20 protein-coding genes and 1 tRNA gene are annotated in these 22,839 nt (G+C 59.4%); 11 read left to right on the top strand and 10 right to left on the bottom strand.

What is annotated here, in order from left to right; translation table 11 throughout:
- Positions 1 to 114: 114 nt before the first annotated feature.
- Together hflX and hfq are read right to left on the bottom strand one after the other, a co-directional pair.
- The gene (hflX, locus tag IMCC20628_RS09720) at positions 115 to 1,530 is read right to left on the bottom strand and encodes a GTPase HflX (protein ID WP_082128090.1); all 1,416 of its coding nucleotides are present in this window, start codon (positions 1,528 to 1,530) and stop codon (positions 115 to 117) included.
- On the bottom strand, positions 1,505 to 1,753 hold the full coding sequence (gene hfq, locus IMCC20628_RS09715; protein WP_047030051.1) for an RNA chaperone Hfq: 249 nt from the start codon (positions 1,751 to 1,753) through the stop codon (positions 1,505 to 1,507). Before hfq ends, hflX begins: the two co-directional genes overlap by 26 nt.
- 1,008 nt (positions 1,754 to 2,761) lie before the next feature.
- Here hfq and IMCC20628_RS09710 point away from each other — a divergent pair.
- From IMCC20628_RS09710 to IMCC20628_RS09700, 3 genes are all read left to right on the top strand, one after another.
- Positions 2,762 to 3,082 carry a hypothetical protein gene (locus IMCC20628_RS09710; RefSeq protein WP_047030050.1) on the top strand — a complete coding sequence of 107 codons (321 nt, stop codon included), beginning with the start codon at positions 2,762 to 2,764 and terminating at the stop codon, positions 3,080 to 3,082.
- Between the two features lie 95 nt (positions 3,083 to 3,177).
- Positions 3,178 to 3,477, top strand: coding sequence for a hypothetical protein (locus tag IMCC20628_RS09705; RefSeq protein WP_047030049.1), 300 nt, complete (start codon positions 3,178 to 3,180; stop codon positions 3,475 to 3,477).
- Positions 3,478 to 3,665: 188 nt separating this feature from the next.
- Positions 3,666 to 3,962 (top strand): hypothetical protein, encoded by a 297-nt coding sequence (locus tag IMCC20628_RS09700; RefSeq protein ID WP_047030048.1) that lies wholly within the window; start codon positions 3,666 to 3,668, stop codon positions 3,960 to 3,962.
- 219 nt (positions 3,963 to 4,181) lie between these two features.
- Here the strand turns inward: IMCC20628_RS09700 and mfd are convergent, their stop codons facing one another.
- Together mfd and IMCC20628_RS09690 are read right to left on the bottom strand one after the other, a co-directional pair.
- Positions 4,182 to 7,688, bottom strand: coding sequence for a transcription-repair coupling factor (gene mfd, locus IMCC20628_RS09695; RefSeq protein ID WP_047030047.1), 3,507 nt, complete (start codon positions 7,686 to 7,688; stop codon positions 4,182 to 4,184).
- Positions 7,685 to 8,008, bottom strand: coding sequence for a succinate dehydrogenase assembly factor 2 (locus IMCC20628_RS09690; protein ID WP_047030046.1), 324 nt, complete (start codon positions 8,006 to 8,008; stop codon positions 7,685 to 7,687). Before IMCC20628_RS09690 ends, mfd begins: the two co-directional genes overlap by 4 nt.
- Positions 8,009 to 8,101: 93 nt before the next feature.
- On the opposite strand from IMCC20628_RS09690, the gene recG reads away from it, so the two are divergent.
- Positions 8,102 to 10,219: an ATP-dependent DNA helicase RecG gene (gene recG, locus IMCC20628_RS09685; RefSeq protein WP_047030045.1), complete on the top strand. Its 2,118-nt coding sequence runs from the start codon at positions 8,102 to 8,104 to the stop codon at positions 10,217 to 10,219.
- Between the two features lie 39 nt (positions 10,220 to 10,258).
- Here recG and IMCC20628_RS09680 read toward each other — a convergent pair whose 3' ends face one another.
- The 3 genes from IMCC20628_RS09680 to glmU all read right to left on the bottom strand — a co-directional run bounded on the left by IMCC20628_RS09680 (position 10,259) and on the right by glmU (position 14,362).
- On the bottom strand, positions 10,259 to 10,924 hold the full coding sequence (locus IMCC20628_RS09680) for a DUF502 domain-containing protein (RefSeq protein ID WP_047030044.1): 666 nt from the start codon (positions 10,922 to 10,924) through the stop codon (positions 10,259 to 10,261).
- Between the two features lie 118 nt (positions 10,925 to 11,042).
- A complete protein-coding gene (gene glmS, locus IMCC20628_RS09675) occupies positions 11,043 to 12,872 on the bottom strand; it encodes a glutamine--fructose-6-phosphate transaminase (isomerizing) (RefSeq protein WP_047030043.1) in 1,830 nt (609 codons plus the stop codon).
- A gap of 110 nt (positions 12,873 to 12,982) precedes the next feature.
- Positions 12,983 to 14,362 (bottom strand): bifunctional UDP-N-acetylglucosamine diphosphorylase/glucosamine-1-phosphate N-acetyltransferase GlmU, encoded by a 1,380-nt coding sequence (glmU, locus tag IMCC20628_RS09670; RefSeq protein ID WP_047030042.1) that lies wholly within the window; start codon positions 14,360 to 14,362, stop codon positions 12,983 to 12,985.
- A gap of 106 nt (positions 14,363 to 14,468) precedes the next feature.
- Here glmU and IMCC20628_RS09665 point away from each other — a divergent pair, with 106 nt between their 5' ends.
- Complete coding sequence (locus IMCC20628_RS09665; protein WP_047030041.1) at positions 14,469 to 15,392, top strand: DMT family transporter; 924 nt, start codon at positions 14,469 to 14,471, stop codon at positions 15,390 to 15,392.
- A 28-nt stretch (positions 15,393 to 15,420) separates the two neighbouring features.
- On the opposite strand, the gene IMCC20628_RS09660 is transcribed toward IMCC20628_RS09665, so the two are convergent.
- A complete protein-coding gene (locus IMCC20628_RS09660) occupies positions 15,421 to 16,164 on the bottom strand; it encodes a cytochrome c biogenesis protein CcdA (RefSeq protein WP_047030040.1) in 744 nt (247 codons plus the stop codon).
- A gap of 323 nt (positions 16,165 to 16,487) precedes the next feature.
- Here IMCC20628_RS09660 and IMCC20628_RS09655 point away from each other — a divergent pair.
- Positions 16,488 to 16,563: transfer RNA gene (locus IMCC20628_RS09655), tRNA-Lys, on the top strand.
- 379 nt (positions 16,564 to 16,942) lie between these two features.
- Positions 16,943 to 17,302 (top strand): hypothetical protein, encoded by a 360-nt coding sequence (locus IMCC20628_RS09650; protein WP_047030039.1) that lies wholly within the window; start codon positions 16,943 to 16,945, stop codon positions 17,300 to 17,302.
- A gap of 29 nt (positions 17,303 to 17,331) precedes the next feature.
- Here the strand turns inward: IMCC20628_RS09650 and IMCC20628_RS09645 are convergent, their stop codons facing one another.
- Together IMCC20628_RS09645 and IMCC20628_RS09640 are read right to left on the bottom strand one after the other, a co-directional pair.
- Positions 17,332 to 18,126, bottom strand: coding sequence for a creatininase family protein (locus IMCC20628_RS09645; protein WP_047030038.1), 795 nt, complete (start codon positions 18,124 to 18,126; stop codon positions 17,332 to 17,334).
- A 25-nt stretch (positions 18,127 to 18,151) separates the two neighbouring features.
- Positions 18,152 to 18,538, bottom strand: coding sequence for a RidA family protein (locus IMCC20628_RS09640; RefSeq protein WP_047030037.1), 387 nt, complete (start codon positions 18,536 to 18,538; stop codon positions 18,152 to 18,154).
- A gap of 267 nt (positions 18,539 to 18,805) precedes the next feature.
- Here IMCC20628_RS09640 and IMCC20628_RS09635 point away from each other — a divergent pair, with 267 nt between their 5' ends.
- The 4 genes from IMCC20628_RS09635 (at position 18,806) to IMCC20628_RS09620 (ending at position 22,839) form a co-directional block, all read left to right on the top strand.
- Positions 18,806 to 19,816, top strand: coding sequence for an ABC transporter substrate-binding protein (locus IMCC20628_RS09635; RefSeq protein WP_156174657.1), 1,011 nt, complete (start codon positions 18,806 to 18,808; stop codon positions 19,814 to 19,816).
- A 73-nt stretch (positions 19,817 to 19,889) separates the two neighbouring features.
- Positions 19,890 to 20,675: an ABC transporter ATP-binding protein gene (locus IMCC20628_RS09630; protein ID WP_047030036.1), complete on the top strand. Its 786-nt coding sequence runs from the start codon at positions 19,890 to 19,892 to the stop codon at positions 20,673 to 20,675.
- Positions 20,662 to 21,516, top strand: a complete 855-nt coding sequence (locus IMCC20628_RS09625; protein ID WP_047032430.1) for an ABC transporter permease — start codon at positions 20,662 to 20,664, stop codon at positions 21,514 to 21,516. Before IMCC20628_RS09630 ends, IMCC20628_RS09625 begins: the two co-directional genes overlap by 14 nt.
- 3 nt (positions 21,517 to 21,519) lie before the next feature.
- The gene (locus IMCC20628_RS09620) at positions 21,520 to 22,839 is read left to right on the top strand and encodes a cytosine deaminase (RefSeq protein WP_047030035.1); all 1,320 of its coding nucleotides are present in this window, start codon (positions 21,520 to 21,522) and stop codon (positions 22,837 to 22,839) included.

The raw sequence follows: 22,839 nt of genomic DNA, 5'->3' as shown, positions 1-22,839 counted from the left end.
CGGAGGTCCGGTTTGAGGCTGTCTGTTCGAATAGCTCCTTAAACTGGTATTGTAAATACCTGTTTAAGGAGTCGGATCAGAAAGCGTCAGAATGGAGCGATAGCCAGCGTCAAGTTACTCTAGAAAATCGTCATCCGGTTTCGGACCGTTGCCCATACGGCGGTCAAGCTCATCGGAATCAGCGCCGGTGAATTCCGCCTCGATCAGCACCGAGCCGTCTTCCATGTCCTCGCGGCCACTGACCCGGCCACGCTGATAGATCCACGGAACCAGCGTCATCTGATCGGGGGCGATATTGATCTTCCGCGATACCAGCTTGCCCGAAATGACCGACTCGATACGCGTCAGCAGCACGTCGATTCCCTCGCCGGTAATTGAGGAGACCGCAATGGCGTTTTCAGAGTTCTCCGCCCTGACCTTGAGATCGGCTGCAGCATCCTCGGGCAGCAGGTCGATCTTGTTCCAGACCTCGACCAGTTTCTGTTCGGCAACCTCGCCGACGCCAAGACTTTTCAAAATGGCCTCGACATCCTTGGCCTGGGCTGACCGGTCCGGATCGGCCATGTCGCGCACATGCAGGATCAGGTCGGCTTCGATGACTTCCTCGAGCGTCGCCCGGAAAGCCGCAACCAGATGGGTCGGAAGGCTGGAAATGAAGCCCACAGTGTCGGACAGGATCACCATCTTGCCATGCGGCAGCTTCATCCGTCTCAGCGTCGGGTCCAGTGTGGCAAACAGCATGTCCTCGGCCAGCACCTCGGCGCCGGTCAGCCGGTTGAACAGCGTCGACTTGCCGGCGTTGGTGTAGCCGACCAGCGCCACGATCGGGTGCGGCACCTTCTTGCGCTTGGCCCGGTGCAATTGGCGGGTGCGGCGGACCTGATCGAGCTCGCGTTCGAGCTTGATGATGCGCTCCTGCAATTGCCGCCGGTCGGCCTCGATCTGGGTTTCACCGGGACCGCCCATGAAGCCACCGCCACCGCGCTGGCGTTCAAGGTGGGTCCAGCTGCGGACCAAGCGGCCCTTCTGGTAATTGAGGTGGGCGAGTTCGACCTGCAGCACGCCTTCCTTGGTGGAGGCGCGGCGGCCAAAAATTTCCAGAATCAGTCCGGTGCGGTCAATCACCTTGAGCTTCCATTGCTCTTCCAGATTGCGCTGCTGCACCGGGGTGAGCGGGTGATCAACGATCACCAGATCGGCGCCGGAAGATTCGATCAACGCCAGGATCTCGAGCATCTTGCCCTTGCCGAACAGTGTCGACGGCCGCGGCGTGGAAACCGGGATGATCAGTGCTTCGGCCACCTTGAGATCGATCGCGCCGGCAAGGCCGATCGCTTCCTCCATGCGGTGGGTATCGGGGCGTTTGACCACCTCGCCGCTGCCCGGAGCCGCGTTGCGGGTGCGCAGGGTCGGGATGAGCACAATTGCGCTGGTGACGCCGGACTTGCTGTCCGCGTCGGTGAAATTTCCGGTGCTATCTACAGTTTCTATGTGCGTTGTCCTGTCAGGCGCCGGTTGCGGCGTCCTCATTTTCAAACATTTGAACCGGTTGACTCGGCATGATCGTGGAAATCGCATGCTTGTAGACAAGCTGCGAATGACCATCGCGCCTCAGCAGGACGCAGAAATTATCAAATGAGGTGACCACACCGGTCAACTTCACTCCGTTGATCAAGAAGATCGTCAGCGAGATTTTCTGTTTCCGAACCGTGTTGAGAAATAGGTCCTGCAGATTTTGTGAACGTTCCGCCATTGCGCTTATTCATCCGTCTTTTTATTGCCTGCACAATTGCAGGACGTTACCGCATTCATTCGGACTTGATGACAATTGGCTTCTTTGCAAACTCAAAGGAAACCTCGGCCCTACCAGCCTTCCGTAACGTCAAGTTCCGAACACCCCAAAACAGTCTGACAGGCAGATTTGTTAGAATTCACCGCTGACAGAAATTATCTCGCCCGAACAAGCCGCAGAAAATCATTGTTATGGTGTTTTGTAAACACTTGTTTTGGCGCGCCACCCAATCGAGACGGGCTGCGGCCACCTGGCTGTAACCTTTGGTCAGCTGTCCATTCGCACCAGGACCGCGCTCGGACAAGATCCTGCGGTTTGATGAAGTCCATACCGGGTTAGGGCTCGGAGCGGGTTGGTTAATGCCGGACAAACTGCCCGGCCCTTGGCGTTTCCGACATTTTCGAGTCAATCTGGCGAAGCTCACTTCGGCAGATGAAATGCGCTTAAGGCCCTGCAGCATTCAATTCCGCTATCGGTTCGGATCTGACAAGCACAGTGAAGTGCTGATTTGGGCCGCATTTTCATCACTTCCGGTAAGCGGTGATCACGTGATGCGTGATTGGGCGTGAGAACGGGTCCTGTTTCCATCACGCAATGCAGCATTGGCCCGGAAGGGGCCCGAAAAAACTTCGGTGACCAAATGCCGGAATTCCGGGGTTTTCGTCGGAATTATGGTTTCCTGTCTGTGAACGCTGCGGACGCCTGCGGTTGACAATGGAGCGCTTGTCACGCTCGTCATATCGAGCCAACTATCTGAAATAAAAGATACATCTGTAGTATTGGGGAAGCCATGAGCGTCTCGGCTCACATTCCCCGCACGCTCTGTTCACATCCATGTGGCTGGCAAGTCATCTGCGCCAGGCCCATCTTCAGGTCATCGGAACGGCGCGGCCCGAACGAAACAAAACTACGGACCGCACGCTCCAAACCAAATCGCAGACGACGCAAACATATTAAAGGAAAAACACCATGAACAAGCTCATCATCGCCCTCGGCCTGACACTCGCAACAGCCACCGGCGCATTCGCCGATTCCTCCGCACTCGACGCATTTGTGCCGCAAGCTCCGAGCACTTCGACCATTGATTACACTGCAACGGCTTCGGTCGGCGACGTCGCAAACGACCAGATCGTCTACAACCGTGCAGGCAATGACGGCTCGCCAACATTCGTAGCTCCGCAGGGCAACGTTGACTACACAGCAACCGCATCGATCGGCGGCGGCGTCTCCAACGAGCAGGTCACCTACAACCGCGCCGATAATGACGGCTCGCCGACGTTTGTTCGCTAAGACTTGCCTGATTGCGGGGCCGGCTTTCCTCCCGGCCGGTCCTGCACCCCACCCGATCACAACATCACATTTCATCCCATCAAAGGATCACCATCATGAACAAGCTCATCATCGCACTCGGCCTCACCCTCGCAACGTCGACCGGCGCATTTGCCGCTTCCACCGCCATGGACGCCTATGACCTGCCTGCCGCACAGGGCACCGCACACTACGCTGTCGGCGTTAGCAACGAACTGGTCAGCTATGACCGCGCCGGCAATGACGGCTCGCCAACATTCGTGGCTCCGCAGGGCAACATCGATTACACCGCGACGGCTTCGATCGGAGACGTGTCCAACGATCAGGTCATCTATGACCGCGCCGGAAACGACGGTTCGCCGCACTTCGCGCGCTAAGACTTGCCTGATTGCGGGGCCGGTCTCCTCCCGGCCGGTCCTGCACCCCTCTCCGCCAATCACGCAGCCGTGAACGCGGCACAATGGATCTCCCGGAACCTTTCTCGGGCCCGGCCATTGTCACCCCGAACGACACAGAAACAGACGCTGTCCTCCCAAGACACGCATTCATTCAAAGGACCTCTATTATGAACAAGCTCATTATCGCACTCGGCCTGACACTCGCAACTTCGACCGGCGCATTTGCCGCTTCCACCGCCATGGACGCCTATGACGTTCCTGCCGCACAGGGTTCAGTCAACTACGCAGTTGGCGTGTCCAACGACCTGGTCAGCTATGACCGTGCCGGCAATGACGGTTCGCCAAGCTTTGAAGCCCCACAGGGCGGCATCGACTACACAGCAACCGCTTCTGTCGGTGAAGCATCCAACGAGCAGGTCACCTATGACCGCGCCGGCAACGACGGTTCGCCGCGCTACAACTAAGACCAGTCAAGCGATTGGCGCCGGTTTCCCTCCACCCGGTAGCTTCGCTCTGGTCTACCCCAAGGTCTTTAGGCCAAGCCAGCCCTCCCCCGCTGGCCCAGAGCTTCAAGGCCCCCCGCGATAGCCATCGGCGCCGTCACTCCGTCTGGCGCCCGGCAGTCGCGCAAAAGCCCCGTCCGCAAGGTCGGGGCTTTTCGCGTCTTGGCAGTCGCTGATGGATCAGCCGGCGAGTTCGGCCAACTGGGTCATCACCACCGCGGCGCCGGTCAGACGCTTTTCAGGTGTCGGCAGGTCACGGATGAAGACGACGCTCTGATCCGGCCGGATCTTGGCCAGTGAGCCCTGCTTGGAAATATAGCCCACCAGCGCTGCCGGATTGGAGAATTCCTTGTGGCGGAACTGCACCACCACGCCCTTGGGGCCGGCGTCAAGTTTCTCGACATTGGCCTTGCGGCACAACGCCTTGATGAAGACGATCTTCAACAGATGCTGAACCTCGATCGGCAGCGGACCAAAGCGGTCGATCATCTCGGCGCCAAAACCGTCGATATCGGCAACATCGGTAATATCGCCGAGCCGGCGGTACAGCCCGAGCCGCAAATGCAGGTCCGGCACATAGGCTTCCGGGATCATCACCGGCGTGCCGACGGTGATCTGAGGCGACCAGCCGGTATCGATCACCTCGTCTTCGCCCCGCACCTCGGCCACGGCCTCTTCCAGCATGTGCTGATAGAGCTCAAACCCGACCTCCTTGATATGGCCGGATTGTTCCTCGCCAAGCAGATTGCCGGCGCCGCGAATGTCGAGATCGTGGCTTGCCAGCTGGAACCCGGCGCCCAGCGTGTCAAGCGATTGCAGCACCTTGAGCCGCTTGTCGGCAGTGGCCGTCAATGTCTTGTTGACCGGCAAGGTGAACAGCGCGAAGGCGCGGACCTTGGAACGTCCGACCCGGCCGCGCAGCTGATAGAGCTGGGCCAGACCGAACATGTCGGCGCGATGGACGATCAGCGTGTTGGCGGTCGGCACATCGAGGCCCGATTCAACGATTGTTGTCGACAGCAGCACGTCGTACTGGCCATCGTAAAACGCGTTCATGATGTCATCGAGCACGCCGGCGCTCATCTGTCCGTGCGCAATGGCGAATTTCAGTTCCGGCACGTCGGCGCGCAGGAAAGCGGCAATGTCTTCGAGATCGGAGACGCGCGGGCAGACATAAAAACTCTGGCCGCCGCGATAATGTTCGCGCATCAGGGTTTCGCGAATGGTCACCGGATCGAACGGCGAAATGAAGGTGCGCACCGCCATCCGGTCGGCAGGCGCCGTGGTGATCAGTGACAGTTCCCGCACCCCGGTCATGGCCAGTTGCAAGGTGCGCGGGATCGGGGTTGCCGACAACGTAAGCACATGCACGTCGCTCTTGAGGTCCTTGAGCCGTTCCTTGTGCTTGACGCCGAAATGCTGCTCCTCGTCGATGATCAGCAGCCCCAGATTGGCAAACTGGATCGATGAGCCGAGCAGCGCATGGGTGCCGATGACGATGTCGGTCTTGCCGGATGACAGTTCGGCCTTGGTCAGAGCCAGTTCCTTGGCGCCGACCAGGCGTGAGGCCTGGGCTATGCGCACCGGGTAACCGCGCAAGCGTTCGGTAAAGGTCTTGAAATGCTGCCGCGCCAACAGCGTTGTCGGCACCACGACGGCAACCTGCACACCGTTCATGCCTGCGATGAAGGCGGCTCTGAGCGCCACCTCGGTCTTGCCGAAGCCGACATCGCCGCAGATCAGCCGGTCCATCGGCTGCCCGGCAGCGAGATCTTCACGCACCTTGTCGATCGCCGCCATCTGGTCTTCGGTCTCGTCATAGGGGAAGCGGGCGGAAAACTCGTCATAGAGCCCTTCCGGCGCGTCGAGCACTGTTGCCGAGCGCATGTGCCGTTCTGCGGCAATGCGGATCAGGCCTGCCGCCATGTCGAGCAGCCGTTTCTTCAGCTTGGCCTTACGCGACTGCCAGGCGACGCCACCGAGCCGATCCAGCTGCACCTCGGCGCTGTCGGAGCCGTAACGGGTCAGAAGCTCGATGTTTTCAACCGGCAGGAACAGTTTCGCCTCGCCTGCATAATGCAGTTCCAGGCAGGCATGCGGTGCACCTGCGGCTTCAATGGTACGCAAGCCTATGAACTGGCCGATGCCGTGTTCGGCGTGAACCACGTAACTGCCTTCGTCGAGGCCCGAGACTTCGGCAATGTAATTGGCGCCGCGGCGCTTGCGTTTGGAGCGGCGGACCAGCCGGTCACCGAGCACGTCCTGCTCGCCGATCACCACCAGATCGTCGATCTCGAAACCGCCTTCGATGGCAAGCACGGCAGCCGCCGCCTCCCCCGGTTTCAGCTTGTCGAGATCAGAGTGCTGGTTGATCCGTACAACCCGCTCGAGCCCGTGCTCACTGGTGACCTGCAGCAGCCGGTCAAGCGAGCCCTCAGTCCAGGCGGTGATCAGGACCTTGCGGCCCTCGCCGCGCTTGGTGCCGACATGGGCGACCAGTTTTTCGAACAGATTGACCCGGCCGCTCTCGGCGGATTTGTCGGCCTCGGCATCCGCAGCCCATCGCGGGCCGGTAACGGTGTCGATCTCGATCACCCGGCGCGCGGCATTTTCGGGTTCATGAAACGGCGTCAGCCGGATGGCGTTGCGCGCATCAAGTTCAGCCTGCAATTCGGCCATGTCGAGATAGAGCAGGTCCGGCTCGATCGCCTTGTAGGGCGTGGCGTGGACGCTCTTGCCCTTTTCGATCGATTGCGCCGCAACGCGCGCGCCATGGTGATCGACGATCTGCGCGCGGCGTTCGCTGGCGGCCTCCGTCAGCATGTGGTCGCCGGCGATACGGAAACCTGAGAGATAGTCGAACACTGTTTCCATCTCGTCGTGAAACAGCGGCAGCCAGTGCTCCATGCCGGGATAGCGGCGCCCCTCGCTGATGGCGACATACAGCGCATCATCGCGCGTCGCAGCCCCAAAGCGGGCGAGGTAATTGGTGCGGAACCGGCTGACCGTCTCCGGTGAAAGCGTCACTTCGCTCATGGCGTTGAGCGACAATTCCTTGGCCTGCGAGGTGGTGCGCTGCGAGGCCGGATCGAAATGGCGTACGCTTTCCAGCGTGTCGCCAAAGAAATCCAGCCGCACCGGTTCATCGGCACCGGGAACGAACACATCGAGAATACCGCCGCGCACGGCGAACTCGCCGACTTCGCGCACCGTATCGACCCGTTCAAAGCCATGCTGGGCGAGACGGCCCGCCAGGTCCTCCATCTTCAGCCGGTTGCCCGACTTGGCCGAAAAGCCCAGCGCCGACACCACCGATTTGGGTGGCACGCGCTGCAATATCGCATTGACGGTGACCAGCACGATGGCCGGATGCGGATTGTCCGGAAACTGCACCAGCGACGACAGTGCCGCCAGCCGCCGCGCCGAGATGTCGGCGCCCGGCGACACGCGGTCATAGGGAAGGCAATCCCAGCCCGGCAGGCTCATCACCGGAATGTCGGGTGCGAAGAACGCCAGGTTCTGCTCGAGATCGGCCATGCGCTGGCCGTCGGAAATGATATAGGCCAGCGGACCGGCAGCCCGTGCCAGTTCGGCCAGCGCCAGGGCTTCCATGCCTTGCGGAACGCCCGACAAGGTGACAGGCGTTCGGGCTTCGGCAACCAATGCGGCCGGAATGACTGGCTTCATGATCGCTTTGCCTGACTTTCCGGACCTACCGCCGGGGATTCGAAATCAGGCACATAGGCCCGCATCCGGTCAAACACCGCGGTGCGGAACCGTTCCGGTGTTTCAGCCTCACCCGTCACCCAGCGGAAGATGTCGGCGTCTTCCTCGTCCATCAGCAATTCCAGCTGATCGAGTTCCGCGTCATCGAGAGTGCCGATTTCCGCATCGGCAAATCCGCCGATCACCAGGTCCATCTCGCGAATGCCACGGCGCCAGGCCCGCACCAGAATGCGGCGGCGGCGCGGATCAAGGTCAGCGCTTGAACGAGTTGTTCCGGTCATGATGAGCCTTTATCGGTTGGATGGTTTCCATATCCTGTCGCCGCGCAAATGTCAGCCTTGCGTTTCAGGCATTTTTGCAGTTCATCTGGAACCATGCGTCCGCTCGAGCTCGATCCCCTGTTCAAAACCGTCGAAAGCCTGCCTGGAATCGGCCCCAAGCTGGCCGAAGCGCTGGCGCGCGTCACCGGCAGAGACGGACCCGAGGATACCCGTGCGCTTGATCTGGTGTTGTTGCCGCCGCATGGGCTCATCGATCGCACGAAAATGTCGGAAATCGCTTTCGCAGCTGAAGGCGTCATCGCCACGCTCAAGGTCCGGGTCGACCGTCACCAGCCATCACCGCCAGGCCGAAAATCTGCGCCCTACCGGGTCTATGTGCATGATGAAACTGGTGAAATGGCGCTAACCTTCTTTCATTCCAAGCAGGCCTGGCTCGAAAAACTGCTGCCTGTGGGCGACACCGTTCTGATCAGCGGCAAGGTCGAATGGTTCAATGGCCGGCCGTCGATGGTTCACCCGGATCACATCATCGCCGAGGCCGACATTGCCAGCTTCCCGCTGATCGAGCCGGTCTATCCATTGACCGCCGGTCTCTCGCCAAAGATATTGCGGCGCTCGATTGAAGCCGCACTCGAGCTTTTGCCGGATCTGCCGGAATGGGCCGATCCGCATCTGGTCACCCGGGACAAGTTTCCGACATTCGCCGATGCGGTCCGGCAGTTGCATCACCCCGATTCGGCGCATGACATTGAACCGCAGACGCCGGTGCGGCGGCGGCTCGCCTATGACGAACTGCTGGCGGGACAATTGTCGCTGGCGCTGGTTCGCCAGACCCTGCGCAAACTGCCGGGCCAGCCGGTGCTCGCCGAAGGCAAATTGCGGCAGACAATCCTGCAGGCCCTGCCCTTCTCGCTGACTGCCAGCCAGCAAAAATCAGTTTCCGAAATTCTCACCGACATGGCCGGATCCGACCGCATGCTGCGCTTGCTGCAGGGCGATGTCGGCTCGGGCAAGACCGCGGTTGCGATGCTGGCCATGGCCGATGCGGTCGAAGCCGGCGGTCAGGCGGTACTGATGGCGCCAACTGAAATCCTAGCGCGGCAACACTACGCCACCATCAGCAAGATGGCCGAATCTGCAGGCATTGAGGTCGTGGTACTGACCTCGCGCGCCAAGGGCCGTGACCGTGCCGATCTGCTCGAACGGATCGAATCAGGATCTGCGCAGATTGTCATCGGCACCCACGCATTGTTCCAGGAAACGGTGGTCTATGCCAATTTGACATTGGCAGTGGTGGACGAGCAGCACCGGTTCGGCGTTCACCAGCGCTTGCGTTTGACCGCCAAGGGAACCGCGCCGCACATGCTGGTGATGACGGCGACGCCGATTCCGCGAACTCTGGTGCTGGCAGCCTTCGGCGACATGGATGTCTCGAAACTGACGGAAAAACCCGCGGGCCGGCAACCGATTGCGACAGTCACCATTCCCGACGATCGGCTGGGCGAGATCATCGAGCGGCTCAAGACCGCGGTCAGCGACGGCAAGAAGGCCTACTGGATCTGCCCGCTGGTCGAGGATTCCGAAGAGAGTGACTTGATGTCGGTGGAAAGCCGCCATGCCATCCTTTCCAAGGCGTTCGGGCCCGCCCTTGCCCCGTTCGTGTCGCTTGTCCACGGCCGCATGACGTCGGATGAAAAAGATCAGGCGATGACCGCCTTCAAGAGCGGCCAGACCCGCCTGCTCGTCGCAACGACCGTGATCGAGGTCGGCGTTGACGTGCCCGACGCCACCATCATGGTGATCGAACATGCCGAACGGTTTGGTCTTGCTCAATTGCACCAGTTGCGCGGCCGGGTTGGACGTGGCGACGGCGCCTCAAGTTGCATCCTGCTTTATCACGGTCCGCTGGGCGAAACCGCAGGCGCACGACTGGCTGTGCTGCGCGAAACCGAGGACGGATTCCGGATTGCCGAAGAGGATCTCAAGCTGCGTGGAGAAGGCGAAGTGCTCGGCACACGTCAATCGGGTTTGCCGGGCTTTCGGTTGGCCGACCTGGCTGTTCATGGCGATTTGCTCGAGATCGCCCGGACCGACGCCCGCAACGTGCTCGACAGCGATCCGGCGCTATCCCAACCTCGAGGCGAGGCATTGCGAATGCTACTTTATCTGATGCGGCGCGATGAGGCGATCCGGTTCCTTCGAGCCGGATGATGCCGTCAGTTGACCGAGCCAAAAGTCTCGGCCAAATGTTCAGGCCTTGGACTTGATCGGCAGCGTTTTCGGGAAGTTCGGCGACACCAGTCCAGCGGAAATTACCATCTTGGCTGCTTCCTCGACACTCATGTCCAGAATGATGATGTCCTTGCGCGGCACGAACAGCAAAAATCCGGAGGTCGGATTGGGCGTTGTCGGCAAAAACACCGATATCGAATCCTCGCCGGGCAGCCGGTGATCGACTTCGCCCCTGGTGTCGGTGGCAATGAAAACAATCGACCACAGCCCCAGACGCGGATACTGAATCAGGCCAGCCTGCTTGAACGAGCTGCTCTGTTCGGCCAGCACCGTCTGGAAAATCTGCTTGAGACCCTTGTAGAGGCTGCGCACCAGCGGCATCCGGTCGAGCAGGGATTCGCCGAACGAGACGATGGTCCTGCCGACCAGGTTGGCGGTCAGGAAGCCGATCATGGTGATCACGAACAAGGCCGTCAGCAACCCGAACCCGGGAACGGCGAACGGCAGATAGTGGTCAGGATTGTAAGCCTGCGGAATATAAGGCTTTACCCAGCCATCAACCCAGAGAATGAATGACCAGGTCAGATAGGCGGTGATGGCGATTGGCGCCACAATGATCAGGCCGGTCAGAAAATAGTTCCGCAGCCGCAATCTTGCGGCTGGCCGCTTTTGCTTGTCAGTCATGGTTCATCTTGCCTTTGGCTGATCACGCGCCGTGTTGCACTGCATCACTATATAGGGATCGTCCACCCGGCAAAACAAGCGCCTTGTGAACGATAGGAGCGTCAGGGCCGCAGGCGACCTATTCAACCGTGACTGATTTGGCGAGATTGCGCGGCTGATCGACATCGGTGCCCATAAACACCGCCGTATGATAGGCAATCAACTGAACCGGCAGGGCATAGAGCAGCGGCGTGACAATTTCGTCTACCACGGGCAGAACAATGGTGGCCATGGTGTCGAGCGTTGTGGCAGCGGCACCCTTTTCATCGGTGATCAGGATGATCTGACCGCCGCGCGCCGCCACTTCCTGCATATTGGAAACGGTCTTTTCGAAATGCCGGTCATGCGGTGCGATGACGATCACCGGCATGTTCTCGTCGATCAGCGCAATCGGACCATGCTTGAGTTCACCCGCGGCATAGCCCTCGGCATGGATATAGGAAATTTCCTTGAGCTTGAGCGCGCCTTCGAGCGCCAGCGGAAAGCTGGTTCCGCGTCCCAGATAAAGCACATCCTTGAACCGCGACAACTCCCGGGACAATGTCTCGATCTGCGGCTGGATCGATTTGAGCACTTCGTTAAACAGCCGCGGCGCCTCGACCAGCGACTGCACCATCCTGATCTCGTCTTCGGCCGACAAAGTTCCGCGCGCCCGTCCGGCAATCATTGCCAGCGCTGCAAGCACCGAAAGCTGACAGGTGAACGCCTTTGTTGACGCCACACCGATTTCCGGACCTGCGAGTGTCGGGAAAACCGCATCGGATTCCCGTGCAATCGTCGATTCGCGCACATTCACGATCGCGCCGATGGTCAGCTTGTGGTCTTTGCAATAGCGCAGCGATGCCAATGTGTCGGCAGTTTCGCCCGATTGTGTGATGAACAGCGCAGCCATCTTGCCCGGCAACGGCATTTCCCGGTAGCGAAATTCCGAGGCTACATCGATTTCGACCGGCAGGCGGGCAAAGCGCTCGAACCAGTATTTGCCGACAAGTCCGGCGTAAAACGCTGTTCCGCAGGCGGACATCGCCAACCGGTCAAGATTGGCAAAATCAATCTGGGCTGCATCAAGCTTGACCCGGCCTTCGGCAAAATCGATGTAGTGGCTGAGCGTATGCGAGACCACTTCCGGCTGTTCATAGATTTCCTTTTCCATGAAATGCCGGTGATTGCCCTTGTCGACCACATAGGCCGTGCCGAGCGAAATCTGGCTCTTACGCTCCACCTGTTGTCCGGACTGATCGTAGATTTCCAGATGGTCATGGGTAATCACCACCCAGTCTCCATCGTTGAGATAGGTGATTTCATCGGTAAATGGCGCCAGCGCGATGGCGTCCGATCCGAGGAACATTTCGTCCGATCCGTGCCCCACCGCCAGTGGCGGCCCCGAACGTGCACCAAGGATCATGTCCGGCTGGTCTTCAAACAGCACCGCCAGCGCGTAAGCGCCTTCAAGCTGCGACAACGCCTTCTGCATGGCCTCGCGCGGCGCCATGCCCTGTTTGCGATAGGCTGCCAGCAGTTGCGCTACCACTTCGGTGTCGGTCTGGCTGTGAAATTCCGCACCCTTGGCGATGAGCTCACTGCGCAACGGCGCAAAGTTCTCGATGATGCCGTTGTGAACCACGGCAACGCCGTCGCAGAAATGCGGGTGCGCATTGCTTTCGGTGGGCGCGCCATGGGTTGCCCAGCGGGTGTGGCCGATGCCGATCAGGCCAGCCAGCGGCTCTTCCCCGAGCTTGCGGTCGAGATTGGCAAGCTTGCCCTCGGCGCGGCGGCGTTCGAGATGGCCATCATGGATGGTTGCGACACCGGCGGAATCATAGCCGCGATATTCAAGCCGTTTGAGTGCGTCCACCAGTAACGGCGCCACCTGACGTTGTCTGCCAACAATTCCGACTATGCCGCACATGGACTTCTCCTGCTATGTGTGTTGTCAAAGCTCATACGCAGCAACGCCTGTTTAGGCCAGTGCCCTGATGCTTTCCGCTCGCTCAATTTTAGTGACACCGCGTAACCGGTCTATTGGGACGGCTCTTTTCGCGCCTTGTTTTTCATCGCCTTTATGGCGGCAATCTTTTCCCTCAGCCGCGTTGCCCTGCCTGGTTTGGTTTCCTGCCGTGCCCGGGCGATCGCCAGGGCATCATCGGGAACATCCATGGTGACAACACTGCCTGATCCGACAAAGGCGCCATCGCCGATCCTGATCGGGGCCACCAGAGACGAGTTTGACCCGATGAAGGCCCCCGCCCCGATTTCGGTCAGATGCTTGTTCTGGCCGTCATAATTACAGGTGATCGTGCCTGCGCCAATATTGGCAGCTTTTCCGATATTGGCGTCACCGATATAACTCAGATGGTTGACCTTGGCTCCGGCGCTGATCCTGGCTTTCTTGATTTCGCAGAAATTTCCGACCTTGGCCTTTTCGCCCAGTTCGGTGCCTGGACGCAGCCGCGCAAAGGGTCCGATCATCGCTCCCGGCCCGATATCGGCGCCTTCGAGATGGCAAAACGCGTGGATGACAGCGCCTGCGCCGACCCGGACGCCTGGGCCGAACCAGACATTGGGTTCGATCACGACATCGTTGCCCAATTCGGTATCAAAGGACAAAAACACGCTGGACGGATCAATCATGCTGACGCCAGACAGCATGGCCGCATGCCGGGCGCGTGCTTGCCAGACCTGTTCGATTTCGGCCAGTTCTGCACGGGTGTTGCACCCCATCATGTCTTCTTCCGGCGCTTCGATGGCGACGCATTTGAGGCCGCGGGCGCGGGCAATTTCGACAATATCGGTGAGGTAGTATTCGCCCTTGGCATTGTCGTTGCTGATGGCCTCGAGCAGGTTTACCGCCTCAGGCCCCGAAAACGTAATCACGCCACCATTGCAGAAATCGATGGCCCGTTCATCTTCGCTGGCTTCCTTGTGCTCGCGGATGGCGAGGAGCTCACCGTCCTGCACGATCAACCGGCCATAGCCGGTGGGATCGGCGGCGCGAAAGCCCAGCACCACCACGTCCGCGCCCTGTGAACGTTCACCGATCGCAGCCGTGAGGCTCTCGGGATTGATCAGCGGCGCATCGCCATAGAGCACGACAACATCGTCAAATCCTTCGCGGATGACGTCCCGCGCCATCAAGACCGCATGGCCGGTGCCCTTGCGTTCAGTCTGGACGACAGGGGCGACTGGAATTTCAAGCCCGGCCTTGGCGGCGTCGGTGACAAGCTCGGCATCGCGGCCGACCACCAGCGCCAGTTTGTCGACACCCGCCACTGCGGCAGCCCTGGTCACATGGGCGATCAGCGAAAGATTGCCCACCGTGTGCAACACCTTGGACTTGGACGATTTCATCCGTGTCGCGTCGCCCGCTGCAAGCACAACTGCCAGACATGTTCGCGCCATTCAATCACCTCTTTGTCGAATCGCTTGTTTACCGATGCAGGAGGCTATAGCACCTGACCCGGAATGTGGCCCTTTGATACACATCCTGCCCAGATATGGAAGCCTCATGACTCCTGACAATTCAACGGCCAAAACAACCGGCCTCGCCCGGTTCGTGCCTGTAACGGTGATGATTCTGACGCCGTTGTTCTTTTCTACGAACCTGATTTTCGGGCGATATACCATATCCGAAGTGGCACCGTTCACGCTCGCTTTCCTACGCTGGACAGCCGCCGCGCTGGTGCTTTTCCCGTTTCTGTGGATGGCGCGGCCCAAAGTTAGAACCTACGTCACCACCTCACCAATCCACTGGTTGTTGCTGGGTTTTCTGGGCATGTGGATCTGCGGCGCCGGCGTTTATTATGCCCTGCAATTTACCTCCGCCACCAACGGCACACTGATTTACACCACGTCGCCGCTGATGGTGATCATTCTTGAGCGGCTGTTTTTTGGCCGTCCGACAAGCTGGCGTGAAATAGCAGGTATTGTGTTGGGCTTTCTGGGCGTTGCGATCATCGTGCTGAAGGGCGACCTCACCACGATCGTCCATTCCTCGTTCAATCGCGGCGATCTGTTGTTCATTTTCGCCGCCCTGTCATGGGCGGGCTATTCGGTCCTGCTCAAGGGACCTCGCACCGCCGCGATTCCGGGACCTGCCCTGTTTGCCGTTGTCACGCTCGCCGGCGCAATTCTGCTGGCGCCGTTTGCGCTTTGGGAATGGCTTTCGGGTGGGTTGATGCCGCAAACATGGACCGCCTGGGGCGGCATTGCCGGGATTGTAGTGTTTTCATCGCTGCTGGCGTTTTCCGGCTACCAGTATGGCGTGGCGCGGCTCGGTGCCTCGACCGCCAGCGTATTCATGTATCTGCTGCCGCCCTATGGCGTCGGTCTGGCCGTGCTGGTTCTGGGTGAGCCATTCGAGAAACATCACGCCATCGGCATCGTCACCGTGCTGGGTGGACTGTTGCTGGCAGCCAGACGCCGTCGCTAATCTCGTATCGCAGTCAAATTCAGGCTGATCAGCCTATACTGCCCAGCGCCGGAAAGGTTTCGAGCAGCCAATAGGCCATCGTTGCCATGCCGCCGGTCAGGAACAGGATCCCGGTCAGCACCAGCAGTGCGCCGGTCAGTTTCTCCACGGTACCGAGATGCTTGCTGAACCGCTGGGTGAAGCGCATGAACCGTTCGGAAAACAGCGCCGCTATCCAGAACGGCACCGCCAGCCCCAGCGAATAGGCAGCCAGCAACAGCGCGCCTGAACTCAGGGTCTCGCGCGCCGCCGCCACCCCCAGAACCGCGCCGAGGACTGGTCCGATGCATGGAGTCCAGCCAAAGGCAAAGGCCAGGCCCATCAGATAGGCCCCCGACAAGGTGGCGGGTTTGCCGCCGCCGGCAAAGCGTGCTTCGCGGGACAGCAGGCCGATCCGGAACAGGCCTAGAAAATGCAGCCCCATCAAAATGATAACCACACCGCCGAGCTTGGCCAGCAGATCCATATGCTGACGAAGCACGCCGCCAATGCTCGAGGCGCCTGCGCCAAGCGCCACGAAAACAGTGGCAAAACCGAGCGTGAAAAAAAGTGATGCGAAAAACACGGCACGCCGTGTGTCGGACGCTTTGGCTGTACCGCCGCGAAAGTCTTCCACCGAAACGCCTGCCATGTAGCAAAGATACGGCGGCACCAGCGGCAGCACACAAGGTGACAGGAACGACAAGGCGCCTGCCAGCAGAACGGTGAGAAACGGTATATCAGCAATCATCACGAAACCGGGATTCCTTTGATGTCAGAATTGCGAGTAACCCGTACCGGTCATCGCTGTTTTGCCTGCATGTCTAGCTGCCCATCTGCCGCAACGCCAGTCACGATTTGAAATGCAAAACGTGATCTGACCGCCCGAGTCCATGCCAGCGGCAAGGTCGCTTGTCCGGCTCTCTGGAACCGGCTCGCCAAACAGTTATGGACCGTCCGGAAAGCGCTTGGAAAAAACCGCATCACAACGATGGTTTTGCGGTTGACCATGGGCAGATGCCTCCCTATGTTCCGCGCCACTCGGGCCTGTCACGCAAGTGCGTCGAAAAGGCATGGGAGCGCGTAGCTCAGCTGGTAGAGCAACTGACTTTTAATCAGTAGGTCCGGGGTTCGAACCCCCGCGCGCTCACCACTAAAAACCGGTGAAATAAGTAGATGTTTATCGACAACCGGTGTGGGCAATACGCGCTGTTGGTGGTTGATCAAGTCAAAGCAGCAAGACCACGCACCACCTAAAAATCCGCCAGATTGAAGCACACTGTTTAAGGGGGAGACCGGAATGCCTTCGCCATCAGGGACTGACCAATTTTGGCATTGTCTGCGCCGCACCCCGCGCAGCCCATCCCGTGAAGAGCTTCCCATCTCTCTGCCCAGACAGGTCAAGCTGACGGATTGTGGCAATCCAGCCCCAAGCGACGCCGGGTAAAAAGCCGTCTTTGGTGTAAACCGTTCATTAGCATGACTATGCGAAGACTGGATCAGGTAATTCCGCGGCTTTGTGAGGACAAACCATGCAGCCGAAAAAACATGCGCTCACCCAGTTGGGCGAAAACAGGAGCCCCAACAGGGTTTACGCACGTCGCGACACCAATTGTCCGGTAATCGTGCATGTCCGCAAACGCAACGCAGAAGAGCGCATTGCCGTACCGTCGTGGATGGTCAATATCTGCGAAGACGGTTGCCTGATCACCTCGGATTACCTTCCCTACAAGGTTGAGGATGTCTACATCATCATACCGGGGTTCGGATCAAAGGTGCATGGATTGGTCAAAAACCAGGGCAAATTCACCCTGAACATCAAATTCAGTACGCTTCTGCCTGCGGACATCGTCGACAAGGTTGCGCGCATCAAGACCATTGCCAAGACCTGACCCAGGCCGGGCCCTCAGGCGCAACGGTATCAGGCCAGCCAGTCGTCAAGTTTGGCGGCGCGCAGATCCCTCATCAGATTGACAAAGCCATCCGCCTGATGCCGTGCGGTCGCTTCGCCCTTATCGGCTCTTGCCAAAGCTGCCTCTCCGACCGCACCTGATGAATTGAGATCACTTGCGATCCAGGCGAATGCATGCGGCCCGGTATGGCGCAGCAGATCGAATTCCTTTTCCGCGCGGGTCACCGCAGAAACGAAATTCTCGGCTTTATCCATTGCCACAAGCTCGGGCCGGAAATGCAGCATCAGCGATGTCTCGACATCGCCGCCGTGAATTCCGTAGGAAGTTTCCGTCTCGCTATACAGCCCCGCAGGCATCCCGAATCGCATCCAGGAGGTTTTGACCGCCAGCATTCGCGCCCGCACCCGCAATTCGCGCGCGACAATGCCCATCACCTCTTCGTTTCCGCCATGGGAGCTGACCAGCACCACCTTGCGGATGCCGGCGCGGGCAATCGAATGACCAAGCTCAACCCAATGCTCGATCAACGTGGTGGCAGGAATGGTCAGCGTGCCGGGCGCATGTTGATGTTCATTGGATTTGCCGACGCACTGGATTGGCAGAATTCGAATATCGAGATCGTCGGGCACGGTGGCGATCACCGTTTCGAGCATGCCTTGCATGATGGAGGTGTCGGTGGATACCGGAAGATGCGGACCGTGCTGTTCGATCGCTGCCACCGGGAGCACCGCAATTGTGGAATCCGGGTCGAGCCCGTCAAACTCGCGTGTGGTGAAATCACCCCACCAGATTTTCCGTTTCATCTTCATTCTCCCTTGTCCGGCTCACTTATTCAGGCGCCGCAGCGATGACTTCAATCTCGACCTTGAACACTTCGCGCGCAAAACCCGAGACAATCATCAGCGTCGATGCCGGTGGCGGGGCCTGGAACACCGCGTCCCGCACCTTCATGTAGCCCGGCAAATGAGCCCGATCCGTGACATAGGCGTTGATCCGGACAATATCGGCCAAACCCATCCCCGCTGTCTCCAGCACCGCCGCAATGTTGTCGAAACAAAGCTGCGTTTGCGCTTCTGCGGTTTCCGGAATGGAGTCATCCTTGGTGATCGCCAACTGTCCGGAACAAAACAACAGGCGGTGGCCGGGCGGCACTTCGACGCCATGGCTGTAGCGGGCAAACGGCGCCCGGATGCTATCTGGTGTGTGGTATTTCATGTCAAAGCCCTTAGGAACGGGATCGAGATTGTTTTCTTAGTCTATTCCAAACCGGCTTGGAATGGGTCACTCTGATCAAGTATCGCCAATTGCAGGTGATAATTTGGGCAGTTTGCTTATTGGGAAAGCAGGCCTGCCAGGTGATCAGGCGCGGCCGGAATTGTTTACCCGGCAGACATGGTTTCGGACCTCATGGCACGCCGCTTGCTAGGCAGAACTGGTGTCCGAATTACGGGATTCCGTGTGAAACCCACTCAAAACAAAGGGATGGTGTATATGTCGCTTCTTCTTCGATCTTCCGCCGCGATGTCGGTCGTATTGGCTTTTGGCGTGCAGGCTTCTGCCGCTGACTCTGTCACTTTTGGCACCAATTGGCTGGCGCAGCCCGAACATGGCGGCTTTTATCAGTCCGTTGCCGATGGCACCTATGCCGCCTGCGGCCTTGATGTTACAATCGCCCAGGGCGGCCCCCAGGTGAACAACCGCGCATTGCTGCTGGCCGGCAAAATCGAGTTTCACATGGGCGGCAACATGCTTGAAGCGTTCTCTGCGGTCGAGCAGGAGATCCCGGTCAAGGTTGTCGCAGCCTCCTTCCAGAAGGAACCGCAAGTTATCATGACCCATCCCGGTCAGGGTCTCGACACCTGGGAAGAGCTGAAGAATGCCGAACAGTTCATTTTGGGCGATGCCGGTTTCCAGAGCTATTATCAATACATGATAACCGAGTACGGTTTTGATGCGTCCAAGCGGGTGCCCTACACATTCAATCCGGCGCCTTTCATCGCCAACCCGAAATCGGCACAGCAGGGCTACATCACCTCCGAACCGTTCGCGGTTGAACGTGAGGACGGCTTTGTTCCGAACCTGTTCCTGGTCGCCGACCATGGTTTCGACACCTACTCGACCACCATCGAGGTGATGCAGGCCACCATCGACAACAAGCCCGAAGCCATCAAATGCTTCGTAGAGGGTTCGATCAAGGGCTGGTACACCTACCTCTATGGCGATAATTCAGCCGCCAACGCCCTGATCCAGAAAGACAATCCGGACATGACCGATGAGCAGATCGCGTTCTCGATCGACAAGCTCAAGCAATACGGCATCGTCGATTCCGGCGACACCGAAACCATGGGCATCGGCGCCATGACCGACGCGCGAATGGAGAGCTTCTACGCCAACATGGTCAAGGCTGGTGTGGTCAAGGACGGCATCGACATCAAGGCCTCCTACACGCTCGACTACGTCAATAATGGCGTTGGCCTTGATCTGAAAAAGTAATGCAAGCCCCCGCCCGGATCACTCGTATCCGGGCGGGTCGCTTTCCTGCCGACAGCCCACATTCTGGACATTCATGCCCGCACGGAACCATCCCTTTCTCATCCTGCAATCCATCGGCAAAACCTTTGCCTCCGGTGTCACCGCGCTTGATCAGGTCAACCTGACGATCAACGAAGGTGACTTCATGAGCCTGCTCGGCCCGTCCGGTTGCGGCAAGTCGACAGCGCTCAGGATCATTGCCGGCCTGTCTCAGCCAACCTCGGGCGTGGTTGACTGGCGTGGGCCGTCGCTCAGCCAGAATGACATCGGGTTTGTGTTCCAGGAACCGACACTGCTGCCCTGGGCCAGCGTCTATGACAATGTCTGGATGCCCTTGCGGCTGCGCGGCGTATCGCGGAAAGAGGCCGAGCCGCAAATCGCTGAAGTGCTCGAACGGGTGCATCTGACCGGTTTCGAGGATGCCGTGCCGCGGGAACTCTCCGGAGGCATGAAAATGCGTGTCTCCATCGCCCGCGGACTGGTCACTAAGCCGCGCATCCTGCTGATGGACGAGCCATTCGCGGCGCTGGATGAAATCACCCGGTTCAAACTCAACAACGATCTTCTGGAACTTTGGCAGGAACGCCGCTTCACCGTGCTGTTCGTGACGCATTCGGTGTTTGAAAGCGTGTTCTTGTCCAACCGCATCACCGTCATGTCCGCCCATCCGGGCCGTGTTTTCGAAGAACTCACGATTGATGCGCCCTACCCGCGCGATGCAGAATTCAGAACCTCGGCACATTACGCAGAACTGTGCCGCAATACATCCGATACGCTCTCGCGCGCCATGGGAATGGAGGATGCCGATGTCGTCCATTGAAACCACGCGTCCGCTGGTGATCGACGCCGAGGAAGCCCGCCGCGAACGCAGCCGCCGGCTCGAACGCACCGGCCGCTGGTTGCTGCCGCTGATCATCATGGCCGCTGCCATCATCCTCTGGGATCGGATCTGTGTCTGGAACGAAATCCCGAAATACATCCTGCCGCGCCCTGGTGTGGTGCTCGACACACTGATCGAAGATGCGGGCCTGTTGTTTTCCTCGCTGATGGTCACCTTGCGGATTACCGTTCTGTCGCTGGCGCTCGCAGTATTTGGCGGCGTCGGGCTGTCGGTGCTGTTTACCCAGTCACGCTGGATCGAGATGAGCCTGTTTCCCTTTGCCATTGTGCTGCAGGTGACGCCGATCGTGGCGATCTTCCCGCTGATCAACATCTATGTCGATGACCAGACCACAAAGCTGCTGCTCTGCGCCTGGATTGTTGCCTTCTTCCCGATCCTGTCCAACACCACGCTCGGCCTCAATTCGGTCGACCGCAATCTGATCGACTATTTCAAGCTCAATGGCGCCACCCGCTGGCAGACGCTGTGGCACCTCCGGCTGCCCGCGGCGATGCCCTATTTTCTTGGCGGACTGAAAATCGCCGGCGGTCTGGCGTTGATTGGCGCCGTGGTTGCCGAATTCGTTGCCGGTACTGCCGGCCAGTCCTCCGGCCTAGCCTCGCGCATCATCGAAGCCGGTTACCGGCTCAATGCACCACGGCTGTTTGCTGCCCTGATCCTGATTTCCGCGACCGGGATCGTGATCTTTCTCACCCTGTCGTGGATATCCCATCTCGTGCTGCATCGCTGGCACGAGAGCGCGCTCAAGCAGGAGCAGTAAGCGATGTCGGCGACCATCACCCTGCCCACGTCTGGGGTCTACTCGCTCGCCAATCTGAGGCTGCACCGGTCCCACGTCTCAGGCGTCGAAGGGCTGGTGTTTGATGCCGATGGATTCGCCCTGACCAGGATCGATGTCGCTGGCGGAAACATCATCGCCATTGGCGGCTACACTGCCCAACCCGTGGATGACGCCGGCATCGACTGCCGCGGAGCCATTGCCTTTCCGGCCTTTGTCGATTGCCACACCCATATCGACAAGGGCCACATCTGGGGGCGCAAGCCCAATCCGGATGGCAGTTTTCCCGGTGCGTTGACGGCCGTTGGCGAAGACCGCGCAGCTCGCTGGACGGCCGAGGATGTCGAGCGCCGCATGGAGTTTTCGCTCAGCTGTGCCTATGCCCATGGCACCAAGGCGCTGCGCACCCATCTCGATTCACTGCCGCCGCAGGAAGATATCTCCTGGCCGGTGTTCGAAACCGTTCGCGAGCGCTGGAAAGGCCGGATCGAGCTTCAGGCCGCCTGCCTGTTCGGCATTGACACCGCCCGCGACGAGGCCTGGTTCAACCGGCTGGCCGACATCGTCGCGCGCCATCGCGGCGTCCTCGGCGCAGTCACCTATATGGTGCCCGATCTTGATGCCTTGCTCGATCGCATGTTCCGCAAGGCCATCGATCTGGGTCTTGATCTGGATTTTCATGCCGATGAAACCGACGACGTCGAGGCCATCTCGCTCGACCGGATCGCCGACGCCGCTTTGCGTCATGGTTTCGAAGGCAGGATCCTTGTCGGCCATTGCTGCTCGCTCGCCCGCCAACCCGATGACACCATCAAGGCAACACTCGACAAGGTCGCCCGCGCAGGCCTGTCTGTGGTGTCGCTGCCGATGTGCAACATGTATCTGCAGGACCGCCGTGCGGATGCAACCACGCCACGCTGGCGCGGTGTCACGCTGCTGCACGAAATGGCAGCGCGCGGCATCAATGTATGTGTCTCATCCGACAACACCCGCGATCCGTTCTATGCCTATGGCGATCTCGATGTGCTCGAGGTCTACCGCGAAGCCACACGGATCCTGCATTTTGACCATCCGGTCGGCGAATGGCCGGCCACAATTGCCAATAATCCTGCCCGCGCCATGGGAATGGCAGACGCGGGCAGCCTCACACCGGGCGGCAAAGCCGATCTGGTGTTGTTTCGGGGTAGAAGCCTGACTGAACTTCTGTCCCGCCCTGAAAGCCGCCGAACACTTATCCGCGATGGAAAGCTCATTGACGCGACTGTCCCTGACTACCAGGTCCTTGATGATTTGATGGAGCGTTGA

The sequence above is a fragment of the Hoeflea sp. IMCC20628 genome (assembly GCF_001011155.1).
Taxonomy (GTDB): Bacteria; Pseudomonadota; Alphaproteobacteria; order Rhizobiales; family Rhizobiaceae; genus Hoeflea.
The sequence above is the reverse complement of the archived record's forward strand: the minus strand, read 5'-3'. Positions and strand labels throughout refer to the sequence as shown.